This window comes from Kribbella sandramycini, assembly GCF_013131805.1.
GTDB classification, from domain to species: Bacteria; Actinomycetota; Actinomycetes; order Propionibacteriales; family Kribbellaceae; genus Kribbella; species Kribbella sandramycini.
This window is the reverse complement of the sequence record NZ_JABJRC010000003.1, coordinates 158,098-181,627: the sequence shown is the minus strand read 5'-3', so window position 1 is coordinate 181,627 and position 23,530 is coordinate 158,098. Positions and strand designations below refer to the sequence as shown.

At 69.7% G+C, this 23,530-nt stretch carries 25 protein-coding genes; 17 read left to right on the top strand and 8 right to left on the bottom strand.

The features are described from left to right. A complete protein-coding gene (locus HPO96_RS14320) occupies positions 1 to 900 on the top strand; it encodes an ABC transporter ATP-binding protein (RefSeq protein WP_171673934.1) in 900 nt (299 codons plus the stop codon). A 71-nt stretch (positions 901 to 971) separates the two neighbouring features. Here the strand turns inward: HPO96_RS14320 and HPO96_RS14315 are convergent, their stop codons facing one another. Both HPO96_RS14315 and HPO96_RS14310 read right to left on the bottom strand, forming a co-directional pair. Further along, positions 972 to 1,583 (bottom strand): DUF2238 domain-containing protein, encoded by a 612-nt coding sequence (locus HPO96_RS14315; RefSeq protein ID WP_171673933.1) that lies wholly within the window; start codon positions 1,581 to 1,583, stop codon positions 972 to 974. A gap of 118 nt (positions 1,584 to 1,701) precedes the next feature. Then, positions 1,702 to 2,073: an FKBP-type peptidyl-prolyl cis-trans isomerase gene (locus HPO96_RS14310; RefSeq protein ID WP_171673932.1), complete on the bottom strand. Its 372-nt coding sequence runs from the start codon at positions 2,071 to 2,073 to the stop codon at positions 1,702 to 1,704. Between the two features lie 99 nt (positions 2,074 to 2,172). On the opposite strand from HPO96_RS14310, the gene HPO96_RS14305 reads away from it, so the two are divergent. The 7 genes from HPO96_RS14305 to HPO96_RS14275 are packed head-to-tail and all read left to right on the top strand — an operon-like array spanning position 2,173 to position 7,483. After that, positions 2,173 to 2,352, top strand: coding sequence for a DUF4177 domain-containing protein (locus HPO96_RS14305; protein WP_171673931.1), 180 nt, complete (start codon positions 2,173 to 2,175; stop codon positions 2,350 to 2,352). A 57-nt stretch (positions 2,353 to 2,409) separates the two neighbouring features. Continuing rightward, positions 2,410 to 3,261 carry an alpha/beta fold hydrolase gene (locus HPO96_RS14300; protein WP_171673930.1) on the top strand — a complete coding sequence of 284 codons (852 nt, stop codon included), beginning with the start codon at positions 2,410 to 2,412 and terminating at the stop codon, positions 3,259 to 3,261. A gap of 28 nt (positions 3,262 to 3,289) precedes the next feature. Next, positions 3,290 to 3,982: a hypothetical protein gene (locus HPO96_RS14295; protein WP_171673929.1), complete on the top strand. Its 693-nt coding sequence runs from the start codon at positions 3,290 to 3,292 to the stop codon at positions 3,980 to 3,982. 30 nt (positions 3,983 to 4,012) lie between these two features. Then, positions 4,013 to 5,290 carry a phosphoribosylamine--glycine ligase gene (purD, locus tag HPO96_RS14290; RefSeq protein ID WP_171673928.1) on the top strand — a complete coding sequence of 426 codons (1,278 nt, stop codon included), beginning with the start codon at positions 4,013 to 4,015 and terminating at the stop codon, positions 5,288 to 5,290. Positions 5,291 to 5,310: 20 nt separating this feature from the next. Then, positions 5,311 to 6,735: an adenylosuccinate lyase gene (gene purB, locus HPO96_RS14285; RefSeq protein ID WP_184999593.1), complete on the top strand. Its 1,425-nt coding sequence runs from the start codon at positions 5,311 to 5,313 to the stop codon at positions 6,733 to 6,735. 2 nt (positions 6,736 to 6,737) lie between these two features. After that, on the top strand, positions 6,738 to 7,094 hold the full coding sequence (locus tag HPO96_RS14280) for a hypothetical protein (RefSeq protein ID WP_171673927.1): 357 nt from the start codon (positions 6,738 to 6,740) through the stop codon (positions 7,092 to 7,094). Further along, entirely contained in the window at positions 7,091 to 7,483 is a 393-nt protein-coding gene (locus HPO96_RS14275; protein WP_171673926.1) for a hypothetical protein, read from the top strand. Before HPO96_RS14280 ends, HPO96_RS14275 begins: the two co-directional genes overlap by 4 nt. Here HPO96_RS14275 and HPO96_RS14270 read toward each other — a convergent pair. Beyond that, complete coding sequence (locus HPO96_RS14270; protein ID WP_171673925.1) at positions 7,466 to 8,875, bottom strand: FAD-dependent oxidoreductase; 1,410 nt, start codon at positions 8,873 to 8,875, stop codon at positions 7,466 to 7,468. The two genes, HPO96_RS14275 and HPO96_RS14270, sit on opposite strands and share 18 nt — an antisense overlap. A 145-nt stretch (positions 8,876 to 9,020) precedes the next feature. Here HPO96_RS14270 and HPO96_RS14265 point away from each other — a divergent pair, with 145 nt between their 5' ends. The 3 genes from HPO96_RS14265 to HPO96_RS14255 are packed head-to-tail and all read left to right on the top strand — an operon-like array spanning position 9,021 to position 12,303. Next, complete coding sequence (locus tag HPO96_RS14265) at positions 9,021 to 10,235, top strand: bifunctional glycosyltransferase family 2/GtrA family protein (protein WP_171673924.1); 1,215 nt, start codon at positions 9,021 to 9,023, stop codon at positions 10,233 to 10,235. Beyond that, positions 10,223 to 12,094: a glycosyltransferase family 39 protein gene (locus tag HPO96_RS14260; protein WP_171673923.1), complete on the top strand. Its 1,872-nt coding sequence runs from the start codon at positions 10,223 to 10,225 to the stop codon at positions 12,092 to 12,094. Before HPO96_RS14265 ends, HPO96_RS14260 begins: the two co-directional genes overlap by 13 nt. Continuing rightward, on the top strand, positions 12,091 to 12,303 hold the full coding sequence (locus HPO96_RS14255; RefSeq protein ID WP_171673922.1) for a hypothetical protein: 213 nt from the start codon (positions 12,091 to 12,093) through the stop codon (positions 12,301 to 12,303). Before HPO96_RS14260 ends, HPO96_RS14255 begins: the two co-directional genes overlap by 4 nt. Before the next feature lie 192 nt (positions 12,304 to 12,495). Here the strand turns inward: HPO96_RS14255 and HPO96_RS14250 are convergent, their stop codons facing one another. After that, a complete protein-coding gene (locus HPO96_RS14250; RefSeq protein WP_171673921.1) occupies positions 12,496 to 13,089 on the bottom strand; it encodes a TetR family transcriptional regulator C-terminal domain-containing protein in 594 nt (197 codons plus the stop codon). A gap of 53 nt (positions 13,090 to 13,142) precedes the next feature. Here HPO96_RS14250 and HPO96_RS14245 point away from each other — a divergent pair, with 53 nt between their 5' ends. Both HPO96_RS14245 and HPO96_RS14240 read left to right on the top strand, forming a co-directional pair. Next, positions 13,143 to 14,225, top strand: a complete 1,083-nt coding sequence (locus tag HPO96_RS14245) for an FAD-dependent monooxygenase (RefSeq protein ID WP_171673920.1) — start codon at positions 13,143 to 13,145, stop codon at positions 14,223 to 14,225. A gap of 15 nt (positions 14,226 to 14,240) precedes the next feature. After that, positions 14,241 to 15,116 (top strand): phosphoribosylaminoimidazolesuccinocarboxamide synthase, encoded by an 876-nt coding sequence (locus HPO96_RS14240; RefSeq protein WP_171673919.1) that lies wholly within the window; start codon positions 14,241 to 14,243, stop codon positions 15,114 to 15,116. Here HPO96_RS14240 and HPO96_RS14235 read toward each other — a convergent pair. The 4 genes from HPO96_RS14235 to HPO96_RS14220 all read right to left on the bottom strand — a co-directional run bounded on the left by HPO96_RS14235 (position 15,113) and on the right by HPO96_RS14220 (position 18,201). Next, on the bottom strand, positions 15,113 to 15,601 hold the full coding sequence (locus HPO96_RS14235; RefSeq protein ID WP_171673918.1) for a YqaA family protein: 489 nt from the start codon (positions 15,599 to 15,601) through the stop codon (positions 15,113 to 15,115). The genes HPO96_RS14240 and HPO96_RS14235 overlap by 4 nt on opposite strands. Positions 15,602 to 15,680: 79 nt before the next feature. Beyond that, the gene (locus HPO96_RS14230; protein WP_171673917.1) at positions 15,681 to 17,009 is read right to left on the bottom strand and encodes an FtsX-like permease family protein; all 1,329 of its coding nucleotides are present in this window, start codon (positions 17,007 to 17,009) and stop codon (positions 15,681 to 15,683) included. Beyond that, on the bottom strand, positions 17,009 to 17,686 hold the full coding sequence (locus HPO96_RS14225) for an ABC transporter ATP-binding protein (RefSeq protein WP_171673916.1): 678 nt from the start codon (positions 17,684 to 17,686) through the stop codon (positions 17,009 to 17,011). Before HPO96_RS14225 ends, HPO96_RS14230 begins: the two co-directional genes overlap by 1 nt. Beyond that, on the bottom strand, positions 17,683 to 18,201 hold the full coding sequence (locus HPO96_RS14220) for a PadR family transcriptional regulator (protein ID WP_171673915.1): 519 nt from the start codon (positions 18,199 to 18,201) through the stop codon (positions 17,683 to 17,685). Before HPO96_RS14220 ends, HPO96_RS14225 begins: the two co-directional genes overlap by 4 nt. Before the next feature lie 112 nt (positions 18,202 to 18,313). Here HPO96_RS14220 and purS point away from each other — a divergent pair, with 112 nt between their 5' ends. Genes purS through purL form a run of 4 tightly spaced genes read left to right on the top strand, consistent with a single transcriptional unit; the run spans position 18,314 to position 23,499 of the window. Beyond that, the gene (purS, locus tag HPO96_RS14215; RefSeq protein ID WP_171673914.1) at positions 18,314 to 18,568 is read left to right on the top strand and encodes a phosphoribosylformylglycinamidine synthase subunit PurS; all 255 of its coding nucleotides are present in this window, start codon (positions 18,314 to 18,316) and stop codon (positions 18,566 to 18,568) included. After that, positions 18,565 to 19,233: a phosphoribosylformylglycinamidine synthase subunit PurQ gene (gene purQ / locus HPO96_RS14210; protein ID WP_171673913.1), complete on the top strand. Its 669-nt coding sequence runs from the start codon at positions 18,565 to 18,567 to the stop codon at positions 19,231 to 19,233. The genes purS and purQ overlap by 4 nt, the downstream gene beginning before the upstream one ends. Further along, positions 19,233 to 21,248 (top strand): DUF2339 domain-containing protein, encoded by a 2,016-nt coding sequence (locus tag HPO96_RS14205; RefSeq protein WP_171673912.1) that lies wholly within the window; start codon positions 19,233 to 19,235, stop codon positions 21,246 to 21,248. The genes purQ and HPO96_RS14205 overlap by 1 nt, the downstream gene beginning before the upstream one ends. Continuing rightward, positions 21,238 to 23,499 (top strand): phosphoribosylformylglycinamidine synthase subunit PurL, encoded by a 2,262-nt coding sequence (gene purL / locus HPO96_RS14200; protein ID WP_171673911.1) that lies wholly within the window; start codon positions 21,238 to 21,240, stop codon positions 23,497 to 23,499. Before HPO96_RS14205 ends, purL begins: the two co-directional genes overlap by 11 nt. Positions 23,500 to 23,530 lie beyond the last annotated feature (31 nt).

Below are 23,530 nucleotides of genomic sequence, written 5' to 3'. Positions count from 1 at the left end.
ATGGAGAACCTTGTGGAGCACAGTCTTGCGGCCGAGGGCCTCGCGGTCGGCTACGACCAGCGGCAGATCATCGACAACTTGTCGGTGCAGATCCCGACCGGGAAGATCACCGTCATCGTCGGCGCCAACGCGTGCGGTAAGTCCACGCTGCTGAAGACGCTCGCGCGGCTGCTCAAGCCGTCGAAGGGCACAGTGCTGCTGGACGGTAAGAGCATCCAGTCGATCCCGACCCGCGAGGTGGCGACCAAGCTCGGCCTGCTGCCGCAGTCGCCGACCGCGCCCGAGGGCATCACGGTCGCCGACCTGGTCGGCCGCGGCCGCTACCCGCGGACGCGCTGGATCCGGCAGTGGTCCAAGTCGGACGACGAGGCGGTGGCCGACGCGATGACGTCGACCGACGTGCTCTCGATCGCGGACCGGCCGATCGACGAGCTGTCCGGCGGTCAGCGGCAGCGGGTCTGGATCGCGATGGCGCTCGCCCAGGAGACCGACATCCTGCTGCTCGACGAGCCGACCACGTTCCTCGACCTGACCCACCAGTTCGAGGTCCTCGATCTGCTCGTCGACCTGAACAAGCGGGACCGGCGGACGATCGTGCTGGTGCTGCACGATCTCAACCAGGCCTGCCGATTCGGCGACCACCTGATTGCGATGAAGAACGGCGCGATCGTTGCCGAGGGCAACCCTGGGGTCGTGATCACCGAGGCCGTCGTCCAGGATGTCTTCGGCCTCTCGGTCAAGATCATCCCGGACCCGGTCGCCGGGACGCCGATGGTCGTCCCGATCGGCCGGCACACCACCCGCACCGACCGCGTCTCGGAGGTCGCGGCCAACACGGCCGCCGCCGCCCTCGCCGCCTCGGCGGCAGCCACCGGCGTCTGCCGCCCCACCGACCGCTGAAGCCCGGACCGCCACCGCTGCACAACCGCCCTCTCGGCGGGCCGCCCCGGCGTGAAGCGGGTGCAGCCGTCCTAGTGTGCAGCGCTGGCGGAACGCCGATACACAACCAGCCCAGCCACGAGCGCGCCCAGCGTGCCTAGGGTGAGGTCGCCGAGGGTGTCGGTGTAGGCGGTCTGCAGCTCGGGGGAGTTGCGGACGAAGGCGACGTACTCGCCGAGCTCCCAGATGACGGCGGCGGTGGCGCCGAAGCCGAGCGCGACGAAGGTGGTCAGGCCGCGGGAGAGGTTGCGCGGAGCGAAGGCGAGCAGGGCGCCTGCGGTCAGCAGGCCCCAGAGGATGAAGTGCATCGCGTCGTCCCACCAGGAGACGGTGTCGAACAGGTTGAACCGGTTGCCGAGCAGGTCGATCAGCCAGGGCAGGGTCAGCAGCAGGTCGGCGGGCCAGGGGAAGGTCTGGTGCAGCTTGCTGCGGGTGCGCCCGTAGGCCCACCACCACAGCGGCAGCACCATCGCGCCGATCGGGTACACGATCAGCCGGGCGGTGGCGGCCTTGCCCTTGATCCCGCTCAGGTCGGGCCAGATCAGCGCGGTCAGCAGCAATGCGAACATCAGCAGTTTCGCGCCGAGAGCGGCGTACCGAACGGAGTCGGCGCGCGCGGCTGTCGTTGTCGCCATCGTCGTCATGCCTCTCAGTCAAATCGACCGCTGGGCGTGGCGGATGAGTACATCTACGCGAAGAGCCCCCGCGATCCTCGTCATTGTGACGGATCGCGAGGGCTCTCGGCGGTACGCCGAACCGGTGTCAGCCGACGCTGAGCAGGTCGACCACGAAGATCAGGGTCTCGCCGGGCTTGATCGCGTTCCCCGCGCCACGGTCGCCGTAACCCAGGTGCGGCGGGATGACCAGCTTGCGGCGGCCACCCACCTTCATCCCCTGGACGCCGGTGTCCCAGCCCTGGATGACCTGGCCGACGCCGAGCTGGAAGCCCAGCGGTGCGCCGCGGTTGTACGACGCGTCGAACTCCTCGCCGGTCGAGTGCGCGACGCCCACGTAGTGCACGTTGACCCGCGACCCGGCCTTGGCCTCGTCGCCGTCGCCCACGGTGATGTCGGTGATCTCGAGATCCGCCGGCGGCGGCCCGTCCGGAAAGTCGATCTCAGGCTTGTCAGTCATACGCTCAAGCTTAAGCAGCCCCCGCTCCCGCCCCGAGCACCCCCCACTCCCCAGGCGGGTCGGCCGCCCCGCACCCGCCCCGTACGGCACAGTGATCCCATGGCCACCCAGTGGGAGTACAAGACCCTGCGCCTCCAGATCGGCTTCAAGGGCTTCAAGTACGAAGAGCTCGAAGCCGAACTCAACACCCTCGGCCGCCAAGGCTGGGAAGCCGTCAGCACCCTCGCCCCCGGCGCCGCCGTCGAGGTCGCCGTCCTCCTGAAACGTCCACGCGGCTGAATCGGTGCCCGCGAAGGGCTAGGGTCGCGGGCACCAGGTTGCTGTGGAGGAGGGCGTATGCCGGAGCTTGTGGTTGACGGGGCGACGTTGGTTTACGACGTGCGCGGGGAGCTGAGCGATCGGGAGCGGCCGGTGCTGCTGATGATCGGGACGCCGATGGGGGCTAGTGGGTTTCCGACGCTGGCGTCGTACTTCACGGATCGGACGGTGGTGACGTACGACCCGCGGGGTGTGGAGCGGAGTGTGCGGACCGACGAGGGAGAGCTGAATCCGGAGATCCACTCGGCCGATCTGGTGGCGTTGATCGAGGCGCTGGACGTCGGGCCGGTGGACATCTTCGCGAGTAGTGGGGGCGCGGTGAATGGGCTGGCGTTGCTGGCGGCGCGGCCGGATCTGGTGAACCTGCTGGTGGCGCATGAGCCGCCGCTGGTCGGGATGCTGCCGGATCGCGAGGTGGTGAGCGCCGCGACCGAGGACATTTATCAGACCTATCAGCGCGAGGGGCTCGGTCCGGGGATGGCGAAGTTCATCGCGATCGTCGGGTACGAGGGGGAGTTCCCGGCCGACTACAGCGAGCGGCCGGCGCCGGATCCGGCGATGTTCGGGCTGCCGACCGAGGACGACGGCTCGCGGGACGACGCGCTGATCACGCAGAACCTGCGCGGGACGACGTCGTACGCACCGGATTTCGCCGCGCTGGCCGACATCAAGGACCGGTTGGTCATCGGAGTAGGTGAAGAGTCCGCCAATCAGTTGGCCGCGCGCGCCGGGCTGGCGGTTGCCGAGCGGCTGGGGCTGACGGCGGTGACGTTCCCGAGTGGTCACGGTGGATTCCTCGGTGACGAGTACGGGATGCCGGGGCAGCCGGCCGAGTTCGCCGTCAAACTGCGCGAGGTGCTCGGCGGTTAGACCCCGTTCCGGTCTAGCGTGGTTCGCCATGCGAACAAAACTGGCCCTGGCGGTCCTGCTCGTGGCGACCTCGATCGCCCCGACCGCTACCGCCGCGCCGGAGAACTACGGGCAGTACTCGTTGATGTTCGAGCGGTCGGCCGGCCAGTACTGGGCCGGCCAGGCCGCGGCCGGGCAGTGGGCCTGGGCGCCGCAGAACGCGACCACGTCGGACATCTCCTGGGGTGACCCGAAGCCCTGGCCGCCGAAGTCGGCCGAGCGGTTCGTCCGGGACGGCGACTGGGTCATGCTCGAGGGGTACAGCGACGGCCCGGGTCGCCCGGTCACCGGCGTCCAGCGCGTGACGTCGGAGTACATCGGCGACGCCAACTGCCGAAAGCTCACCCCGATCCCGTCGAACGGCGGCCGCCAGCACTACGTCCGCTGGACGATCCCGGCCACCGGTTACTGCCTGGACGCGCGCGGCACGATCGGCAAGGTCAACTTCCGGCACCTGCAGAAGTGGTCGCCCCCGCAGCCGTGCTCGAACCCGTACTACTCCGGCCAGACCTGCATCACCCAGTTCGAGCAGTGGTGGGACGACAACCAGCACCCCTTCGCGCTCCAGCTCACCCGCACCCTGCAGCTCGCCCGCGGCAAGGGCCCGGCCTTCACCAACCACACCACTTTCCCGATCACCTGGACGGCGAACGCCCGCTACTACTGGCACTACCCGGGGTGACCGGAGCGCGGCACGCTAGGCTGGGCGTTCGTGAAGGTCTTGGTGATCGGTACGGGTGGGCGCGAGCACGCGTTGGTGTGGGCGCTGGCGCAGGATGCGGATGTCGTGGAGGTGGTGGCGGCGCCGGGGAATCCGGGGATCGCCGCGCTGCACCCGGCGCACGACGGGCAGACGATCGTTTGCCGGCCGGTGGATGTCGCCGATCACGATGCGGTGGTTGCGCTGGCGACCGAGATCGGGGCCGACCTGGTTGTGGTCGGGCCGGAGGCGCCGTTGGTCGCCGGGCTGGCGGATCCGCTGCGCGCGGCCGGGATCGCGGTGTTCGGGCCGTCCAAGGATGCCGCGCAGATCGAGGGCTCGAAGGCGTTCGCGAAGGACGTGATGGCGGCCGCGAGTGTGCCGACCGGGCGGGCCTACGTGTGTACGACGCCCGAGCAGGCGGCCGAGGCGATCGACGCGTTCGGGCCGCCGTACGTCGTGAAGGACGACGGGCTCGCCGCCGGTAAGGGCGTCGTGGTCACGTCGGACCGGGACGAGGCGCTGGCGCACGCGGCCGGCTGCGAGCAGGTGCTGATCGAGGAGTTCCTCGACGGGCCCGAGGTCTCGCTGTTCGCGATCACCGACGGGACGACGGTGCTGCCGATGCAGCCCGCCCAGGACTTCAAGCGGCTCGGCGACAACGACGAGGGCCCGAACACCGGTGGGATGGGCGCCTACACACCGTTGCCCTGGGCACCAGAAGGTTTGGTTGCCGAGATCACCGACAAGGTGCTGCAGCCGACCGTGGACGAGATGCGCCGCCGCGGCACGCCGTTCAGCGGCCTGCTGTACGCCGGGCTTGCGCTGACCTCGCGCGGCCTGCGGGTGATCGAGTTCAACTGCCGGTTCGGCGACCCGGAGACCCAGGCGCTGCTGCCGATGCTGAAGACGCCGCTCGGCGGCCTGCTGCTCGCCGCCGCCACCGGCAAGCTCGGCGACTACGACAAGCTGAGCTGGCAGAACGGCTCGGCGGTCGCGGTTGTCGTGGCCGCGAAGAAGTACCCGGCCAGCCCGCGCAGCGGTGACGCCATCGCGGGTCTCGACCAGGCCGAGGGCGGCGACGTCCGCGTCTTCCACGCCGGTACGGCGCTCGCGGACGAGGAGCTGGTCACCGCCGGGGGCCGGGTGCTCGCGGTCAGCGCCACCGGCAAGGACCTCGACGAAGCCCGGCAGCGGGCCTACGCGGCGGTCGGCCAGATCCGGATCAAGGGCTCCCAGCACCGCACCGACATCGCGCTGAAGGCCGCCCGGGGCGAAATCACCGTCTGAGCTTCTGGGAGAATGGGGGTGTGAAGCCGCGCATCCCCAACGTCCTCGCCTCCCGGTACGCCAGTGTCAGCATGGCGCAGCTGTGGTCGCCGGAGCACAAGATCGTGCTCGAGCGGCAGCTGTGGCTGGCGGTGCTGACCGCGCAGAAGGAGCTGGGCGTCGACGTCCCGGACGGCGTGATCGAGGACTACCGGCGGGTCGTCGACCAGGTGGACCTGGAGTCGATCGCCGCCCGCGAGCGGGTCACGCGGCACGACGTGAAGGCCCGGATCGAGGAGTTCAGCGCGCTCGCCGGGCACGAGCACATCCACAAGGGCATGACGAGCCGCGACCTGACGGAGAACGTCGAGCAGCTGCAGATCCGGGCCGGGCTGGAGCTCGTCCGCGATCGGGCCGTCGCGACCGCCGTCCGGCTCGGTCAGCTCGCCGCGGACCACGCGGCGTTGGTGCTGACCGGCCGTTCGCACAACGTGGCGGCCCAGGCGACGACGCTCGGTAAGCGGTTCGCGTCCGCGGCCGACGAGCTGCTGGTCGCCGTCGCCCGGCTCGAGGAGCTGATCGAGCGCTACCCGCTGCGCGGGATCAAGGGCCCGGTCGGCACCTCGCAGGACATGCTGGACCTGTTCGGCGGCGACCCCGCCAAGCTGGACAAGCTGGAGAGCGAGATCGCCCAGCACCTCGGGTTCAGCAACACGCTGACCAGCGTCGGCCAGGTCTACCCCCGCTCGCTGGACTACGACGTCGTCTCCGCGCTGGTCCAGCTGGCCGCGGGCCCGTCGAGCCTGGCCACCACGATCCGGTTGATGGCCGGCCACGAGCTGGTCACCGAGGGGTTCAAGGAGGGCCAGGTCGGCTCGTCCGCGATGCCGCACAAGATGAACACCCGGTCCTGTGAGCGGGTGAACGGGCTGGCGGTGATCCTCCGCGGGTACGCGTCGATGGCCGGTGAGCTGGCCGGCAACCAGTGGAACGAGGGCGACGTGTTCTGCTCCGTCGTCCGCCGGGTCGCCCTGCCGGATGCGTTCTTCGCGCTGGACGGGTTGTTCGAGACCTTCCTGACCGTGCTCGACGAGTTCGGGGTGTACCCGGCGGTCGTCGCGCGGGAGCTGGAGCGCTACCTGCCGTTCCTGACCACGACCAAGGTGCTGATGGCCGCCGTGAAGAACGGCGTCGGCCGCGAGACCGCCCACGAGGTGATCAAGGAGCACGCGGTTGCCACCGCGCTCGACCTGCGCAAGGGCCTGGCCGCGAACGACCTCTTCCACCGCCTCGGCACGGACGGTCGCCTCGGCCTCACCGAGGAGCAGATCGTCGGCATCGTCGGCGAGCCGCTGTCGTTCACCGGCGCCGCCGTCGCCCAGGTGAACACGGTCGTCGCGCGGATCGACGAGCTCGCCAAGCGCCACCCCGAAGCGGCCGCCTACACCCCAGGTGACATCCTCTGAACGTGTTCGAACCGCTCACCTGGGTCCTGGTCGCGCTCAGCCTGCTCGCGATGGCATACGCCATCATGCTGGCGGCCCGGGACAAGCGGATCGACTGGCCGTTGCTCGGCGCCGTCGGCGTGATCGAGGTCGCCCTGCTCGGCCAGTTGGTCGTCGGGATCATCCAGCTGGCCGGCACCGATCGGGACGTCTCCGGCCCGTACTTCATCGGCTATCTGATCGGCGCGTTGCTCGTGCTGCCGGTCGGCACGCTGTGGGCGCTGGCCGAGAGCAGCCGTTGGGGCGCGGGCGCGCTGGCCGTCGCCTGCTTCGTCGTCCCGGTGCTGGAGCTGCGGTTGTACGAGATCTGGGTCGCGTGAGTACGCCGGAGGCCACGCGGCAGGGCCCCGGCCGGATCCTCGTCCTCGTGTACGGCGTCTTCGCGCTGGCGGCGACCGCGCGGGCCGGTGTCCAGATCGCGACGCAGTTCGACGAGGCGCCGATCGCGTACCTGTTGTCGGCGGTTGCCGCGATCATCTACTGCGCCGCGACGTTCGCGCTGGCGAAGGCGACCGTGATCTCGCGCCGGGTCGCGACGGTCGCGATCGTGATCGAGCTCGTCGGTGTGCTTGGGATCGGCGCGTTCAGCTACGCCGTCCCCGAGGACTTCCCCGATGCGACCGTGTGGTCGCATTTCGGGCAGGGGTACGGGTTCGTGCCGCTGGTCCTGCCGATCCTCGGGCTGCTCTGGCTACGTCGTACCCGGTAGCAGCTTGTAGCGCAGCGCGCGCAACAGGTTCTGCGGCCCGGCGAGTTTGCTCGGGTGGTCGAGCATCGTGACAACCCGGTTGAACTGCGCGTTGAGGGTCTGGTCCTTGGCCGTGGCGTCGTAGATCATCGCCGAGATCCATTTCGTCAGCCGATAGCCGCGCGGGTACGGCCCGTCGACGTGCGGGAGCGAGAGATCGGCCGCGGTCGAGAGCTGCCAGGCGACGTCGACGACCACGCTGACGTCGTTGAAGTACGAGCGGGCGGCGTACTCGAGCGGTGGATTCGAGCGCAGGTACGCCGACAAGCACGACGCATGCAGCGTCGCCGACGTCATCCCCTGGCCGTAGATCGGATTGAACGACGCGACGGCGTCCCCGGCCACGATCAGCCCGGCCGGGATCCGGTCGAGCAGGTGATAGTCGCGTCGGCGGCTGTCCGCCTGGTGATAGGTGATCACCTCGCCGAGCAGTTCGCCGTGGTCGGCGATCTCCGCGAAATCCGGTGGGTAGTCGTTGCGGCAGCGCTGCCGGAAGTCCTCGATATCGCGGGTCGGCCGATCGTCGGCGTACCCGGCGACGAGGACCAGCCAGCGCTCGCCCTCGACGGCCAGGATGCCGCCCTGCCGGAGCGGCCGGCCACTGCCGGGCTGGTTCGACGCGATCGAGACGCCGATATCGGAGATCTTCGGATCGCGCCGGAACAGCGCGCTGGCGTAGTTGAGTTTGATCGGCATCCGCTGCATCGGCGGCTGCGGCCAGCCGGCGGCGCCGAGCCAGTCGCTGAGCCGGCTCGATCGGCCGGTCGCGTCCACGACGAGATCGGCGGGCACGGTCACGACGGACTCCGGGCCGCTGGTGCCCTCCGGCTGGTAGCGCGCCGCGGTGATGCGGTCGCCGGTGATGTCGATCCCGTCGGCCCGGCCGTGCACCAGGCGGATGTTGCCGATCTCCAGCGTGCGACGGCGAACCATCGACTCCAGGAACGGCCGGGTGCTGACGAGGGCCGAGCCGACGCTGCCAGGTGGCGGCAGCGGCCGGCGGACGCCGTTCACGTAGTTGCGGCTCTCCTCGGGCGGCGGATTGGTCGCCCCTGCGTCGAGGGCCTCTCTGGTGAACCCGGGGAACCAACGGTCGAGCTGCGCCTGCCCGGCCGGTAGCAACGCGTGCACCTGACTGCCTTGCGGGACGCCGGGCCGCGGTTCGGTCGAGTCGCCGGTGGTGTCCCGCTCGACGATCAGCACCTCGTCCGCGTGATCGCTGAGCACCCGCGCCGCCATCAGACCGGCCATACTCGCCCCGAGCACGACCGCGCGCTCCATCAGGATCCGGTTGTCCTTCGGCCTTTCCGCGCTGGTGATCTTGGCGAAGCGTTGCGCAGCCGACTCGACCATGGTGTCCCCCCAGGGCAGAAATGACGGTTCTTCGACTTTAAGTCGGCTGCCTGGTTCCTGCGCGTCCGGCCGCATGTCGCACACTCCCAGCCAACTGCCAGCCGGACGCCGGGGCCGCCTCAGCTTCGCCGGACAGCATCGAGACATGCAGAGCTCAGGTCAGCCGCGGGTCGAGATCGTCGTACCCGTCAAGAACGAGGAACACGACCTCGGCCCGAACATCCGGCGGTTACGGGAGTTCCTGGACACCGCCTTCCCGTACCGGGCCGAGGTCTGCATCGCCGACAACGGGAGCACGGACGCGACGTACGAGATCGGCGTGCTGCTGGCGCTCGAGCTGCCGGGGGTTCGCGTGCTGCGGATCGAGGAGGTGGGGCGCGGGCGGGCGCTGAAGCAGGTCTGGTCGGAGTCGACGGCCGACGTGCTTGCCTACATGGACGTGGATCTGTCGACCAACCTGAACGCGTTGCTGCCGTTGGTCGCGCCGTTGTTCGCCGGGCACAGCGACGTCGCGATCGGGACCCGGCTGTCGAACGGGTCGCGGGTGGTCCGGCGTCCGAAGCGGGAGTTCATCAGCCGGTCGTACAACTTGTTGCTACGAGCAACTTTGAGTACGCATTTCTCCGATGCGCAGTGTGGGTTCAAAGCGATCCGGGCGGATGTCGCCCGCGAGCTGCTGCCGCTCGTCGAGGACACCAGCTGGTTCTTCGACACCGAGCTGCTGGTGCTCGCGGAGCGGGCCGGGCTGCGGATCCACGAAGTACCGGTCGACTGGATCGACGACCTCGACTCGCGGGTCGCGATCGCCAGGACGGTCGCCGAGGATCTGCGCGGGATCGCGCGGCTGGCTCGCAGCCGGCCCGATCTGGAGCCGATCCGGCAGGTGTACGGGCGGCCGCGGGTGCTCGATCCGCGGACGGCGTTCGCGGCGCGGGCGTTGCGGTTCTGCGCGGTTGGCGTGCTGAGCACGGTGGCGTACGCGCTGCTGTATCTCGTGTTGCGGCAGGGGATGCCGGCCCAGGTCGCGAATGTGCTGGCGTTGCTGATCACGGCGGTGGGCAACACTGCGCTGAACCGGCGCATCACGTTCGGCGTCCGCGGCGTCGAGGGGCGGTGGCGGCATCAGCTGCGTGGGCTGGTCACGTTCGGGATCGGCTGGAGCCTGACGGCTTGTTCGCTGTGGCTGCTGCACACGGCGGTCGCCGTACCGCATCAGGCCGTTGAGGTCGTCGTACTCACGCTGGCGAACCTGGCCGCGACGATCGTCCGCTTCACGCTCTTCCAGGCCTGGGTCTTCGACGACGACGCACCCACTCTTCCCACTCTCGAACCGCAGGAGCAACTGACATGGCGACGCTGACCGCACCACGGACTCTCACGAGCCCGATCACCCTCAGCCGGGACAGAATTCTGTACGGCGGACTGCTGCTCGGCGCCGCGATCGCCTATCTGTGGGGATTGTCGAAGAACGGACACGCCAACGAGTACTACGCGGCCGCCGTCCAAGCCGGGTCGGAGAGCTGGAAGGCGTGGTTCTTCGGGGCTTTTGACGCGTCGAGTTTCATCACCGTGGACAAGACGCCGGGGGCGTTGTGGGTGATGGGGCTGTCGGGGCGGATCTTCGGGTTCAGCAGTTGGAGCATGCTGGTGCCCGAGGCGCTGATGGGTGTCGCGAGTGTCGGGTTCGTGTACGCGTCGGTGCGGCGGTGGTTCTCGGCCAACGCCGGGTTGCTCGCGGGAGCGATTCTGGCGCTGACGCCGGTCGCCGTCCTGATGTTCCGGTTCAACAACCCGGATGCGTTGCTGATCATGTTGTTGTGCGCCGGGGCGTGGGCGGTGACGCGGGCGATCGACTCCGAGCGGCACGCGGCGCGGTGGATGCTACTGGCGGGCGCGCTGGTCGGGTTCGGGTTCCTGGCGAAGATGTTGCAGGCGTTCCTGATCCTGCCGGCGTTCGGGCTGGCGTACCTGGTCGCGGGCAGGTCCGCGCTCGGGAAACGGATCGTGCACAGCGTGCTCGCGATGGTTGCGCTGGTCGTCAGCGCGGGGTGGTGGGTCGCGATCGTCGAGCTGTTGCCTGCGTCGGCGCGGCCGTACATCGGCGGGTCGGCGAACAACAGCATTCTCGAGCTGACGCTGGGCTACAACGGGCTGGGCCGGTTGAACGGGAACGAGGCCGGGTCGGTCGGTGGTGGAACGGGTAACCCTGGCTGGGGTGGCGCGACCGGGGTGCAGCGGTTGTTCGGTGGTGAGTTCGCGTCGCAGGTCGCTTGGCTGTTGCCGGCGGCCTTGTTGGCGACCGTCGTCCTCGTAGTAGCCGCCGGTCGTGCGCCACGCACGGACCGGACCCGGGCCTTCGCTGTGTTGTGGGGCGGCTGGCTGATCAGCACCGGGCTGGTCTTCAGCTACATGCAAGGGATCATCCACAGCTACTACATGATCGCGCTGGCACCGGCCATCGGTGCGGTGATCGGGGCCGCGATGGCGGTGCTGTGGAAGCGCCGGGCCGAGTTGTTGCCCCGCGCAACCTTAGTTGGCGGCGCGTTGTTGACGGCGGGCTGGTCGTTCGCGCTGCTGAACGAGACGCCGACGTGGCATCCGTGGCTGCGTTGGGTGGTGCTGATCGCCGGCTTGCTGGCCGCCGGTGCGTTGCTACTCCTCCCCGAACTGGGGAATCGCTTCGGTGTCGCCACTGCGGCCCTCCTGGTGCTGACCGCCCTGACCGGCCCCACCGCGTACTCCCTCAGCACGATCGCCACCGCTCACGCCGGCGCCTTACCTTCCGCCGGCCCCGGCGGGATGGGTGGCCGCGGCGGCTTCTTCACCAACGGAACCGGTGGGCGCGGCGGGGGCGGTTTCCTGGGTGGCGCCGGTACCAGCAACGTCTCAAGTGAGCTCGTCACCACCCTCCAGCAAGGCGCCGCCGGCTACACCTGGGCCGCCGCGGCCGTCACCGCGAACGGCGCCGCCCCACTTCAGATCGCCTCCGGCGTCCCGATCATGGCCATCGGCGGCTTCAACGGCACCGATCCGGCGCCCACGCTCGCCGAGTTCAAAGAGCTCGTTGCTCAAGGCAAGGTTCACTACTTCGTCGCCGGTGGCGGCGGCTTCGGCGGCCGCGGTGGCGGATCGAACGAGATCGCCGACTGGGTAGCCGACACCTTTCCAGCGACCACCATCGGCAACACCACCCTCTACGACCTCAGGAGCTCCTCATGACCAACCCTCAGCCGCCAACCACTCCCAGTCGTCCCAAGGGCGCGGTGCTCGCCGGCGCCGGTTCGCTGATCGCCGTCCTCGCTTTCCTCGGTGGAATGGCCGTCGGCCACTCCTGGGACGGTACCTCGACCGAGCAGGGCCAGTTCGGCGGCCCCGACGGCCGCTTCCGCCAAATGCCGGGCCAGCAAGGCCAGCCGCAACCGGGCTAGCTCCTCCGCGTTTGTTGGGCCGGCCAGGAAGCCGGTGGGTGGGCCACCCGTGTGCGGTTGTACCACCCACCGTCGCGTGGGCTGACCCAGCAAAGTGCTGGCGGGCTGGGGTGGCGGGCTGGGGTGGCGGCGCGGGGCTGAGCCTGCTCGGCCACGTCGGAATGCTGCTCGGCGTCGCCTACTTCACCTGGGTCACCGTGACGGATCGTCTTTGACCAAGCCGTCCAACACGGCTGTGACCGTACGGCGGACGCCGGCCTCGAACGCTTCGTCGGACAAGGTGGTGCCGGCCCCGGCGACGCGGTCGTACAGCAGGCCGTCCAGCATGGCGGCCAACGGCCATGCGGCTGCTTCGGCGTCCGGTACGCCGAGGCTCGCGAGCAGCTGACCCAGTAACACCCGCAACTGTCGCCCGCCGGTGTCGATCGCCGCCCGCAGTTCTGGTTGCCGACTGGCCTCCAGTGACAGTTCGTACCGCGCCAGCAGATCTGCCGGCCGCTCCGCCGCCAGACCGACCACCATCGCCGTCACCAGCTCCACCGGCGACAGCGTGGCTTCTGGCGGCGCCACCAGGGTCATGTCCCGTTCGAGCATCCGGTTGACGCAGGCGGTCAGCAGGGCGCTGCGCGTGCGCAGGTAGTACGACGTCGAGCCAGGCGGCAGCCCGGCCGCGGTGTCGACCGCCCGGTGCGTCAGCCCGCGCAACCCGCGCTCGGCTACCAGGCGGATCGCGGCGTCGGCGATCGCATCCCGGCGATCCGACCCCAGCGGCACCTGCTTCGTCACACTCGTCATCCTCGCACTTCTCAACCGGACTCTACATATGTAGAGTCCAGAGCATGAGGACGGCGATCGTGGTGGGAGCGGGGATCGGCGGAGTGACTGCGGCCGTGGCGCTGCAGAGCTGTGGCTGGGAGGTAATGGTTTTGGAGCGCGCACCGGCCTTGGGGGAGGTCGGCGCGGGCATTTCGATCTGGCCGGGGGCGGTCACCGTCCTCAATGAGCTCGGCGTGAAGGGGATCGACAAGTCGGGAGCCCTGTCCGGTCCGGCCGGGCTGCGGAAGGCCCGTGGCAGTTGGGTGGTCGCTGCGACCGACTTAGGCGTAGAGCTGCCGGTGATGATCCACCGGGCGCAGCTGCACGAGCTGATCACCGCGGAGTTCGGTCCGGCCGTCACGGTCCGTACGGGCTACAAAGTCGCCACGGTCAGCCAGGACGACGACGGCGTCCTGGTCAACGGCAGCTTGCGCGCCGACCTGCTCGTCGCGGCGGACGGGCTGCGCAGCGTCGTCCGGGGCGCGCTCCACCCGCAGTACGCCGGTCCGCAGTACTCGGGCTACACGGCCTACCGGGGTATCGCCGACATCCCGGCAACGGGCGGCGGTGAGACGTGGGGCCCGGCGCAGCGCTTCGGCATCGCTCAACTGATCGACGGCCGCACCTACTGGTACGCGACCGCCAACCAACCCGCCGGCCAAGGTGGTGACCTGGCCACGGTCATCCGCCGCTACGGCAATTGGCATGACCCCATCCCGGAGCTCCTGGCCAACACGCGGACCACCCTCCAGAACGACATCTACGACCTGCCGCTCCCACTGGTCCCGTTCGCGATCGGCCGGATCGCCCTCCTCGGCGACGCCGCCCACGCCATGACGCCGAACCTTGGCCGCGGCGCCTGCACAGCCATCGAGGACGCCGGCGCGCTCGCCCGTCATCTGAGCGGTACGCCCGACCCGGTCGCCGCGCTGGCGCAGTACGACGCCGAACGCCGTCCGATCGCGACCAAACTGGTGAAGCGCTCCCGGCAGATCGGGCGGGTCGGACAGCTCGACAACCCGGCGGCGATCTGGCTGCGAGACCTCCTGCTCTGGGCGGGCGGCGGAGTAACCCGTGGAGCTGCGGCACTGCGCAGAAAGCGCTGATGGAACAATCAGCACGTGACCACACCTCCGCAGGCTCCTGACATCCCCGGTGCGAAGCACATCCACTCCGGCAAGGTTCGGGACCTGTACGAGCTGGAGTCCGGCGAGCTGCTGATGGTGGCGAGCGACCGGCAGAGCGCCTTCGACTGGATCCTCGAGACGCCGATCCCGGACAAGGGCAAGGTCCTGACGGCGATGAGCCTGTGGTGGTTCGAGCACCTCGGCGTGCCGAACCACATCCTGTCCACCGACGTCCCGGCCGAGGTCGCCGGGCGTGCGGTGATCTGCGAGAAGCTGGAGATGTTCCCGGTCGAGTGCGTCGCCCGCGGCTACCTGACCGGCTCCGGCCTGCTGGACTACCAGGCGACCGGCGCCGTCTGCGGCGTCGAGCTGCCGGCCGGTCTGGTCGAAGCGTCCCGGCTGGACGAGCCGATCTTCACCCCGGCCACCAAGGCCGAGCTGGGCGAGCACGACGAGAACGTCTCGTACGACGCCGTCGTGGCCAAGGTCGGTGCGGAGACCGCCGCCGCGCTGCGGGCCACCACGCTGGACATCTACTCCCGGGCCCGGGCGACCGCCGAAGCGCGCGGGATCATCCTGGCCGACACCAAGTTCGAGTTCGGCGCCCGGCCGGACGGGACGATCGTGCTGGCCGACGAGGTCCTCACGCCGGACTCGAGCCGCTTCTGGCCGGCCGACCAGTGGGAGCCGGGCCGGCTGCAGCCGTCGTACGACAAGCAGATCATCCGGGACTGGCTGCAGTACGACTCGGGCTGGGACCGGCACTCCGGCGAGGCGCCGCCGCGGCTGCCCGATGAGGTCGTGGAGCGCACGCGGTCGGCGTACATCGCCGCCTACGAGCAGCTGACCGGCAACACCTTCAAGGCCTAGAAGAGGCCGACGCCGAGTGCCAGCAGGACGAAGCGGGCGGCTCGGCCGATCAGCACGGACACGCTGAACGTCAGCACGCCCATCCGGGAGGCGCCGCCGATCAGGGCGACGCCGTACAGCGGCGGGATGCCGACGGACGAGCTGAGCAAGGTGACCGGGACGCCCCAGCGCCGGTCGCTCATCGCGTCCAGCAGCCGTTTGCTGACGCCGCGGTTCCACTGCACGAACCGGCCCCAGCGGGTGTCCAGGTCGACCGGCTTGGGCTCTTTGGTCTTCCGGTCGGCGTATCCGGGCCGATAGCGGACGGCGAGGAACATGGCGACCTTGCCGATGGTCTGCCCGACCGAGACGCCGATCGCGGCCACCACCGGGTCGAGCTTGCCGGAGACGCCCACTCCGAGGACGTAGGCCTCGGCGTTCAGGACCGGGACGATGGCCGACCCGATCCCGAACCCGATCGCCAGCACCAGCTGCCAAACCCACATGCCCCGAGCGTATGTGGAGTCGGCAGCCGGTGTCGGTAGTGCTAGCCCCAGTCCCATGCCTGGGGATACGGCGACCTCATCAGGCGGCCCGGAGATTTTCCGGGTGCAGCGCGTCCTTCAGTTGGTTGCGCAGGAAGAGCCCAGCCAGCGCCGCACCACCCAGCGCGAGCAGACCGCCAATGACGAGCAGCGCCACCGCGAGCGGGATGTAGACCGGGTCGTAGGGCTCGCGGGTGCCGCCGATCAACCTTCCGAGCGAAATCAGCATTCCGGCCGCCATCCCGATCCCCAGGGCCGGGGCGGCAACCAGTGCGAGCTGCCGCTGGACGACGCGCCGCAGGAACGGAACGTCGACACCGAAGGCGGTCAGGGATGCCAGTTGGCGGCGCTGGTCGACCAACTGATCGGCGACGCCGACCACCAGTGCTGCCAGCACAGTGCCTGCCACCAGCAGTAGCGCCAAGGCCGCGAACCCGAACCCGGTCCCGTAGAACTGGAGGTCGTCGATGCTCCGGTCGGACCGGATCACGGCTGTCATCGCGTTGAGGGTGGCTCCGACCAGCAGGCCGCAGAAGCCGAGCAGCGCACCGAGCCGGGCCGACGCCCGGCCCTCGGCGATCAGCCTGCTGCCGGCGAGCAGCTGAACAGGGTCGCCTGAGCTGGACAGTCGCCGTCCCACAGCCTGAACCCACACCGCGCTCGTGCTGTGCGCAATGAGCGCGACTCCGATCAGACCCATCGCTGCCGCGATGAGACCGACCCAAGGCGCAGCGACGACGCCGATGACCGTCAGCACAACCCCGACCACCAGTTTGGGCAGACCGGGCCGCACTGGCGGGTGCTCGGCTCGTGGCTCCAGATCGTCTCGATGGAGTAGGACTGCGAGCAGTACGCCACCCGCAGTGGTCACCACGATGACCGCGAGCCACGCAGCCAGGTCCAGAAGCTGAACGCCCGGCAGAATGCGCGCCACCCGCGGCAGCGCTCCCAGCAGCAGACTGAGCGCCAGATAGACCGGCCCCGCGATCAGACCGCCGGCCAACCCCGCCGTGGCCGCGTCTGTCGCGGACAACCGCCGCACCTGCTTGTCGGAAGCGCCTGCCAGCCGGAGCGCGGTCAGACGCCGCTCCCGGGCCGCTGTGCCGAGCCGGAAGGCCTGGACAGCCAGCCCGGCGGTGAGCGCAGCCAGAAGGACCAGGATCGCGCTCAGACCGATCCGCAGCCCGGGCTCGGCAACGTAGTTGCTGTAGACGTCGGCGGACATTGTGCCGCCGCCGAGGCTGAGCACGCGCAGCGCGCCCAGCAGGAAGGCTCCGCTCAGGGACAACGCCGCCACAGTCAGCCGGATGCGGCTGCGGTCCGCCGGCGTCCGGGATCGGGCCAGTTGGAGCATGGTTTCAACAGTCATCAGAGCACCACCTCGTGTTGGACGACGCCGTCCCGCAGCCGGATCTCCCGGGTTGCGGAAGCGGCGACCAGGTTGTCGTGGGTCACCATCACCAAGGCGGTTCCGCGGTAGCGGGCCGCTTGGACGAGTACTTCGAGCAGCTCCTTGCCCGCGCGGCTGTCCAGGCTGCCGGTGGGTTCGTCGGCGAGCACGATGGACGGACCGGTGACCAGAGCGCGTGCGACGGCGGCTCGCTGGTTCTGACCGCCGGACAGCTCCGCCGGGACGGCGTCCGCCTCACCCTCGATGCCCACCTGCTTCAGCCACTCCAGCGCCTGCACATGTGCCTCGCTGCGCGAGTGGCCGGCGAGGAGGAGCGGTAGGGCCACGTTGTCGACCAGCTTCACGTCCGGGACGAGCTGGCCGAACTGCAGTACGACGCCGATCTGCGTACGCCGAAGCGCCGCACGGTCGTCCGCTGACAGGGATGCGAGCTCCTGACCGTTGACTCGCACCGCTCCGGCGTCCGGAGTGAGGATGCCGGCCGCGCAATGCAGCAGGGTGGACTTACCGCACCCGCTGGCGCCGGTAATCGCGACGATCTCCCCGGGGTTGATCTGCAGCGAGACACCGCGCAGCGCCACGTTGCGGCGGTACTTGTACTCGATGTCGGTGAGCTCGAGAGCCGGCGTGGTCATTCGGATACCTCCTGCTGGGAGATGCGGTCCAGGGCGCCGTCGAGCCATCGCAGGTCGGCGTCCAGGTGCGCGACGATGTAGTCGCGAACGATCGGTGAGGTCGGGTCCTGCTCGGCGGGGTTGTCCTGCAGTTCGCGGATACGGCGCAGGTGGCTGGCCCGCTGCCGGGCGACGAACGCGGCCGCGTCGCCGCCGGTCCGGACGGCGGCGACCAGCTTGCGCAGGATCTCGTCCGCGTTCCCCCAGGCCGGCGGGACTGGATCGGTGAGCCAATCGGTGAGGTGGTCGCGGCCCTTGCCGGTCAGCGCGTAGACGGTCCGGTCCGGGCCGCCGCCGGAGGTCTTCTCGACCACCTCGACGAGGCCGTCCCGCTCCAGCCGCCCGAGCGTTGTGTACACCTGCCCGAACGCCAGCGGCCGGCTGTCCGGGAACCAGGCGTCGTGCCCGCGTTTGACGTCGTACCCGTGCGCGGGCCCGCCGGAGAGCAGTCCCAGAACGAGTTCAGCTGTTGCCATAGCGTCACTATACACACAGTGTATGTACTGTGTTAATAGTCCGGATTGGGGCGATCCGGGAGGCGGTCGGTAGGATTCGGGCGTCACCCCGGAACGAGACCTGGAGTAGTCAGTGGCTCGCGTTGTCGTCGACGTCATGCTCAAGCCCGAGATCCTCGACCCGCAGGGCAAGGCGGTGCACGGCGCGTTCGGCCGGCTCGGCTTCGACGGCGTGGCCGATGTCCGTCAGGGCAAGCGCTTCGAGATCACCCTGGACGGTGAGGCGACCGAGGAGCGGGTCGCCGAGATCCGCAAGGCCGCGGACACCCTGCTGGCCAACTCCGTGATCGAGGACTTCACCCTGCACGTCGAGAGCGACGCACAGTGAAGATCGGGGTCGTCACCTTCCCGGGCTCGCTGGACGACGCCGACGCCCGCCGCGCGGCCGCGGTGGCCGGCGCCGAGGCGGTCGCGCTCTGGCACGGCGACGCCGACCTGTTGGGCGTGGACGCGGTCGTCCTGCCCGGCGGCTTCTCCTACGGCGACTACCTGCGGGCCGGCGCGATCTCGCGGTTCGCCCCGGTGATGGAGACCATCATCAAGAAGGCGGGCGAGGGCCTGCCGGTGCTCGGTATCTGCAACGGCTTCCAGGTGCTCTGCGAGTCGCACTTGCTGCCCGGCGCGCTGATCAAGAACCACCACCGCAAGTTCGTCTGCAAGGACCAGCGGCTGCGGATCGAGAACAACACCACCGCCTGGACGAGCGACTACGACGCGAATCACGAGATCACGATCGTGCTCAAGAACCAGGACGGCTCGTTCGTCGCCGACGAGGCGACACTCGACCGGCTGGAGGGCGAGGGCCGGGTGGTCGCCCGCTACCTCGGCAACCCGAACGGCTCGTACCGCGACATCGCCGGGATCTCCAACGAGCGGGGCAACGTGGTCGGCCTGATGCCGCACCCGGAGCACGCCGTCGAGAACCTCACCGGACCGACCACGGACGGCCTGGGCTTCTTCACCTCGGTGCTGAAGGCCGTCGTCGCCTCCTGATGAGACGCTCAGGGCTGCGGCGCCACCTGCTCCGCACCCTCTTTGTCGCCGTCGCGGGCCTGCTGGCCTGCGCCGGAGCGGCTCCGGCGAGTGCCGCTGTGACGCCGAAGGTCGTGGTGATCGGCGTGCCGGGCCTGACCTGGGCGGACGTCCAGGCGTCGCCGGAGCTGACCGCGCTGATCGGCAAGGCCGACGTCGGGTCGATCACGGTGAAGACGGCCGGCCCGCACACCTGCCCGGTGGACGGCTGGCTCACGCTCAGCGCGGGCACCCGAGCCTGGGCCAGCGACCCCGACCGGCCGTGTGAGCTGCCGCAGGTCACCGACGGCAAGATCCCCGGCTGGCAGTCGTACGTCGACCTGCAGAGCGAGCGGCACACCGATGCGCTCCTCGGCCGCCTGGCCGACGAGGAGAGCCGTGTCTGCGGGTTCGGTCCGGGGGCCGCGCTCGCGGTCGCCAAGAAGGACGGCTCGGTCGCCAACTGGTTCCCGACGTTCGACCCGGCGAAGGTGGTCGGCAGCGACTGCGCTCACGCCATCGTCGATGCCGGGGCGATGCCACCCCGCGAGGGCCGCAAGGAGGCGCGTCAGAAGGTCGCAGGGCTGGTCGAACAGGCCATGGCGACCGACAGTCGAGTGCTTCTGGTCGGGGTCGGGCAGGAGCTGGCGAACGCACACCAGCAGCTCCTGGTCGCGATGCGGTTCCCGACGGACGACGGCGGCCGGTGGCTCACCAGCGACTCGACCCGGCGGCCGAAGTTGATCCAGCTCACCGATGTCACGGCCACCGTGCTTCCCGCCGTCTCCCTCGACGGGAGTCCGGTGCGGGTCGACGGCGACCGGCACGGTGACGCGGCTGCGGTGATCGAAGAGCGGCTGGACACCAACCAGCGCTTCGAGCAGCCGCGGCCGATGCTGGTCGCGGTCTCGATGACCATCCTCGTGCTGGAGCTGCTGGCGGTGGCCTGGTTCTGGCTGCGCCGTACGCCGCGCTCTCGCACCGCAGCGACGTTCGCACTGCTCACCCAGGCCGGCTTCTTCATTGCGGTCTTTCTGTCCACGATCACCCTCTGGTGGCGGTGGCCGGCGCCTGGATTCTCCTTGTACTGCGTGGTGTTGGGGATCAGCGCTCTGATCGCTGGGCTCGCACAGGTGGTCCTGAAACGCTATGCGTTCCTCGGGATCGCGCTCGTGGCGTACGTGATCCTGCTGATCGACGGCGTCCTCGGTACGCCGCTGCAGTTCGGCAGCATGTTCACCGACGGCCCTGTGATCGGTGGGCGCTTCTACGGCTTCGGCAACTCGACGTTCGCCACTCTGGCGGTCGCTGCGCTCGTTGTGGCCGGCTGGGCGGCACAGCGGCTGGTCGACAAGAGCCGTATGCAGGCTGCGCTCGCAGTACTCGCGATTGGCGGCGCTGCGATCGTGGTCGACGGCCGACCGGGCTGGGGGACGGACTTCGGCGGCATCATCGCGCTGACCCCCGCAGTACTGCTGCTGGCCTGGCTGACCTGGCGGGGGAGTATCTCGTTCCGTGCGCTGGTCGGTGTGGGCGCGGCAGGCGTGCTGGCGGTGACAGGTGTCGCCTACCTCGACTACCTGCGGCCGGCGTCGGAGCGCAGCCACTTCGGCACGTTCTTCGCCCGTCTGCTGGACGGCGACGCCGCCGACGTCCTGATCCGCAAGCTGCAGATGGCCATGCAGTTCTTCTACGGCGTCGCCGGCTGGGCGATGCTGGCCGGCGTCGTGGTCGCGATGCTGGCCACCGTCCTACCGGGCCGCGTCCCGTTCCCGGCGTACCGGGCCTTCTACTCGAGTCTGCCGATGATCCGGCCGGCTCTGCTGGCGCTGTCGACCTGTGGTCTGGTCGGCATGCTCCTGAACGACGCCGGGGTCGCGCTGCCCGCGATCATGACCGGCTTCGCCGTACCGCTGCTGGTGGCGCACCTCCTCGCGTCGCCGGTTACCGTTTCACCTGAGTCCCACCTAGTGCAGGAGTCCCATCGTGTCGACTGACACCGTCACCAACGCCGAGAGCACCCCGGACGTCGAGCAGCCGTGGGCGGACCTCGGCCTGAAGCCGGACGAGTACCAGCGGATCCGCGACATCCTGGGCCGGCGTCCGACCAGCTGCGAGCTGGCCATGTACTCGGTGATGTGGAGCGAGCACTGCTCGTACAAGTCGTCCAAGGTGCACCTGCGGCGCTTCGGCGAGATCCCGCAGGAGACCCCGGCCGGCAAGATGCTCGCCGGGATCGGTGAGAACGCGGGCGTCATCGACATCGGCGAGGGCTACGCGGTCACCTTCAAGGTCGAGTCGCACAACCACCCGTCGTACGTCGAGCCCTACCAGGGCGCGGCCACCGGCGTCGGCGGCATCGTCCGCGACATCCTCGCGATGGGCGCCCGGCCGGTCGCCGTGATGGACCCGCTGCGCTTCGGCCCGCTGGACGCGCCGGACACCAAGCGCGTGCTGCCCGGGATCGTGTCCGGTGTCGGCGGCTACGGCAACAGCCTCGGCCTGCCGAATATCGGCGGCGAGGTCGTCTTCGACCCGACCTACCTCGGCAACCCGCTGGTGAACGCGCTCTGCGTCGGCGTCATGCGGCACGAGGACCTGCACCTGGCGAACGCCACCGGTCTGGGCAACCAGATCATCCTGTACGGCGCCAAGACCGGCGGCGACGGGATCGGCGGCGTCTCGGTGCTCGCGTCCGAGACCTTCGCGGAGGGCGGCCCGACCAAGCGCCCGGCCGTCCAGGTCGGCGACCCGTTCATGGAGAAGCTGCTGATCGAGTGCACCCTCGAGCTGTTCCAGGCCGAGGTCGTCGAGGGGATTCAGGACCTCGGCGGCGCCGGGCTGTCCTGTGCGACATCCGAGCTGGCCAGCGCCGGTGACGGCGGGATGCACGTCTCACTCGACAAGGTGCCGCTGCGGGACGCGTCGCTCGCCCCGGAAGAGATCCTGATGAGCGAGTCGCAGGAGCGGATGATGGCGGTGGTCACGCCGGACAACGTCGAGGCCTTCCTGAAGATCTGCGCCAAGTGGGACGTCCAGGCCGACGTGATCGGCGAGGTTACGGACACCGGCAAGCTGGAGATCGACTGGCACGGTGAGCGCGTCGTCGACGTGCCGCCGCGCAGCGTCGCGCACGACGGCCCGGTCTACAACCGCCCGTTCGAGCGGCCGTCCTGGCAGGACGAGCTGCAGGCCGACGGCGCCGAGAAGCTGCCGCGGGCGAAGACCGCCGAGGAGCTGCGGGACACCCTGCTGCGGCTGGTCGCCTCGCCGAACCTGTGCGACAAGTCCTGGGTCACCGACCAGTACGACCGCTACGTGCTCGGCAACTCGGTGCTCGCGCAGCCCGAGGACAGCGGCATGATCCGCGTCGATGAGACCAGCGGCCTGGGCGTCGCCGTCTCCACCGACTGCAACGGCCGGTTCGCCAAGCTGGACCCGTACACCGGCGCCAAGCTCGCGCTGGCCGAGTCCTTCCGCAACGTCGCCACCACCGGCGCCCGCCCGGTCGCCGTCACCGACTGCCTGAACTTCGGCTCCCCCGAGGACCCGGCCGTCATGTGGCAGTTCACCGAGGCCATCCGAGGCCTGGTCGACGGCTGCAAGGAGCTGGGCATGCCGGTCACCGGCGGCAACGTCTCCTTCTACAACCAGACCGGCGAGACCCCGATCCTGCCGACGCCGGTGGTCGGCGTCCTCGGCGTCATCGACGACGTCACCCGGCGGACGCCGATCGGCTTCACCACCGCGATGGAGGGCCACCAGCTCTACCTGCTCGGTGAGACCGCCGAAGAGCTGTCCGGCTCCGAGTGGGCGCACGTCGTCCACGGCCACCTCGGCGGCCGCCCGCCGGCGGTCGACCTGGCCGCCGAGCAGCAGCTCGCCGACATCCTGATCAACGCCTCCCGCGACGGCCTGATCGACGCCGCTCACGACGTCTCCGACGGCGGCGTCGCCCAGACCCTGGTCGAGTCCGCCCTCCGCGGCGGTGTCGGCGCCCGCGTCTGGGCTCCCGACGGCCTCGACCCGTTCCTCTTCCTGTTCGCCGAGTCGGCCGGCCGCGCGGTCGTCGCCGTCCCGCGCACCGAAGAGGTCCGCTTCACAGACATGTGCACCGCCCGCCGCTTCCCGCACACCAGGATCGGCGTCATCACCGGCGACACCCTCGATCTCCAGGACCAGTTCGAACTCCCCCTCACCGAGCTCCGCGAAGCCTGGACCGCCACGCTCCCGAACGCCCTGAACTGACCGAACTTGGCGCTGCTCCATCGTCTGGCAC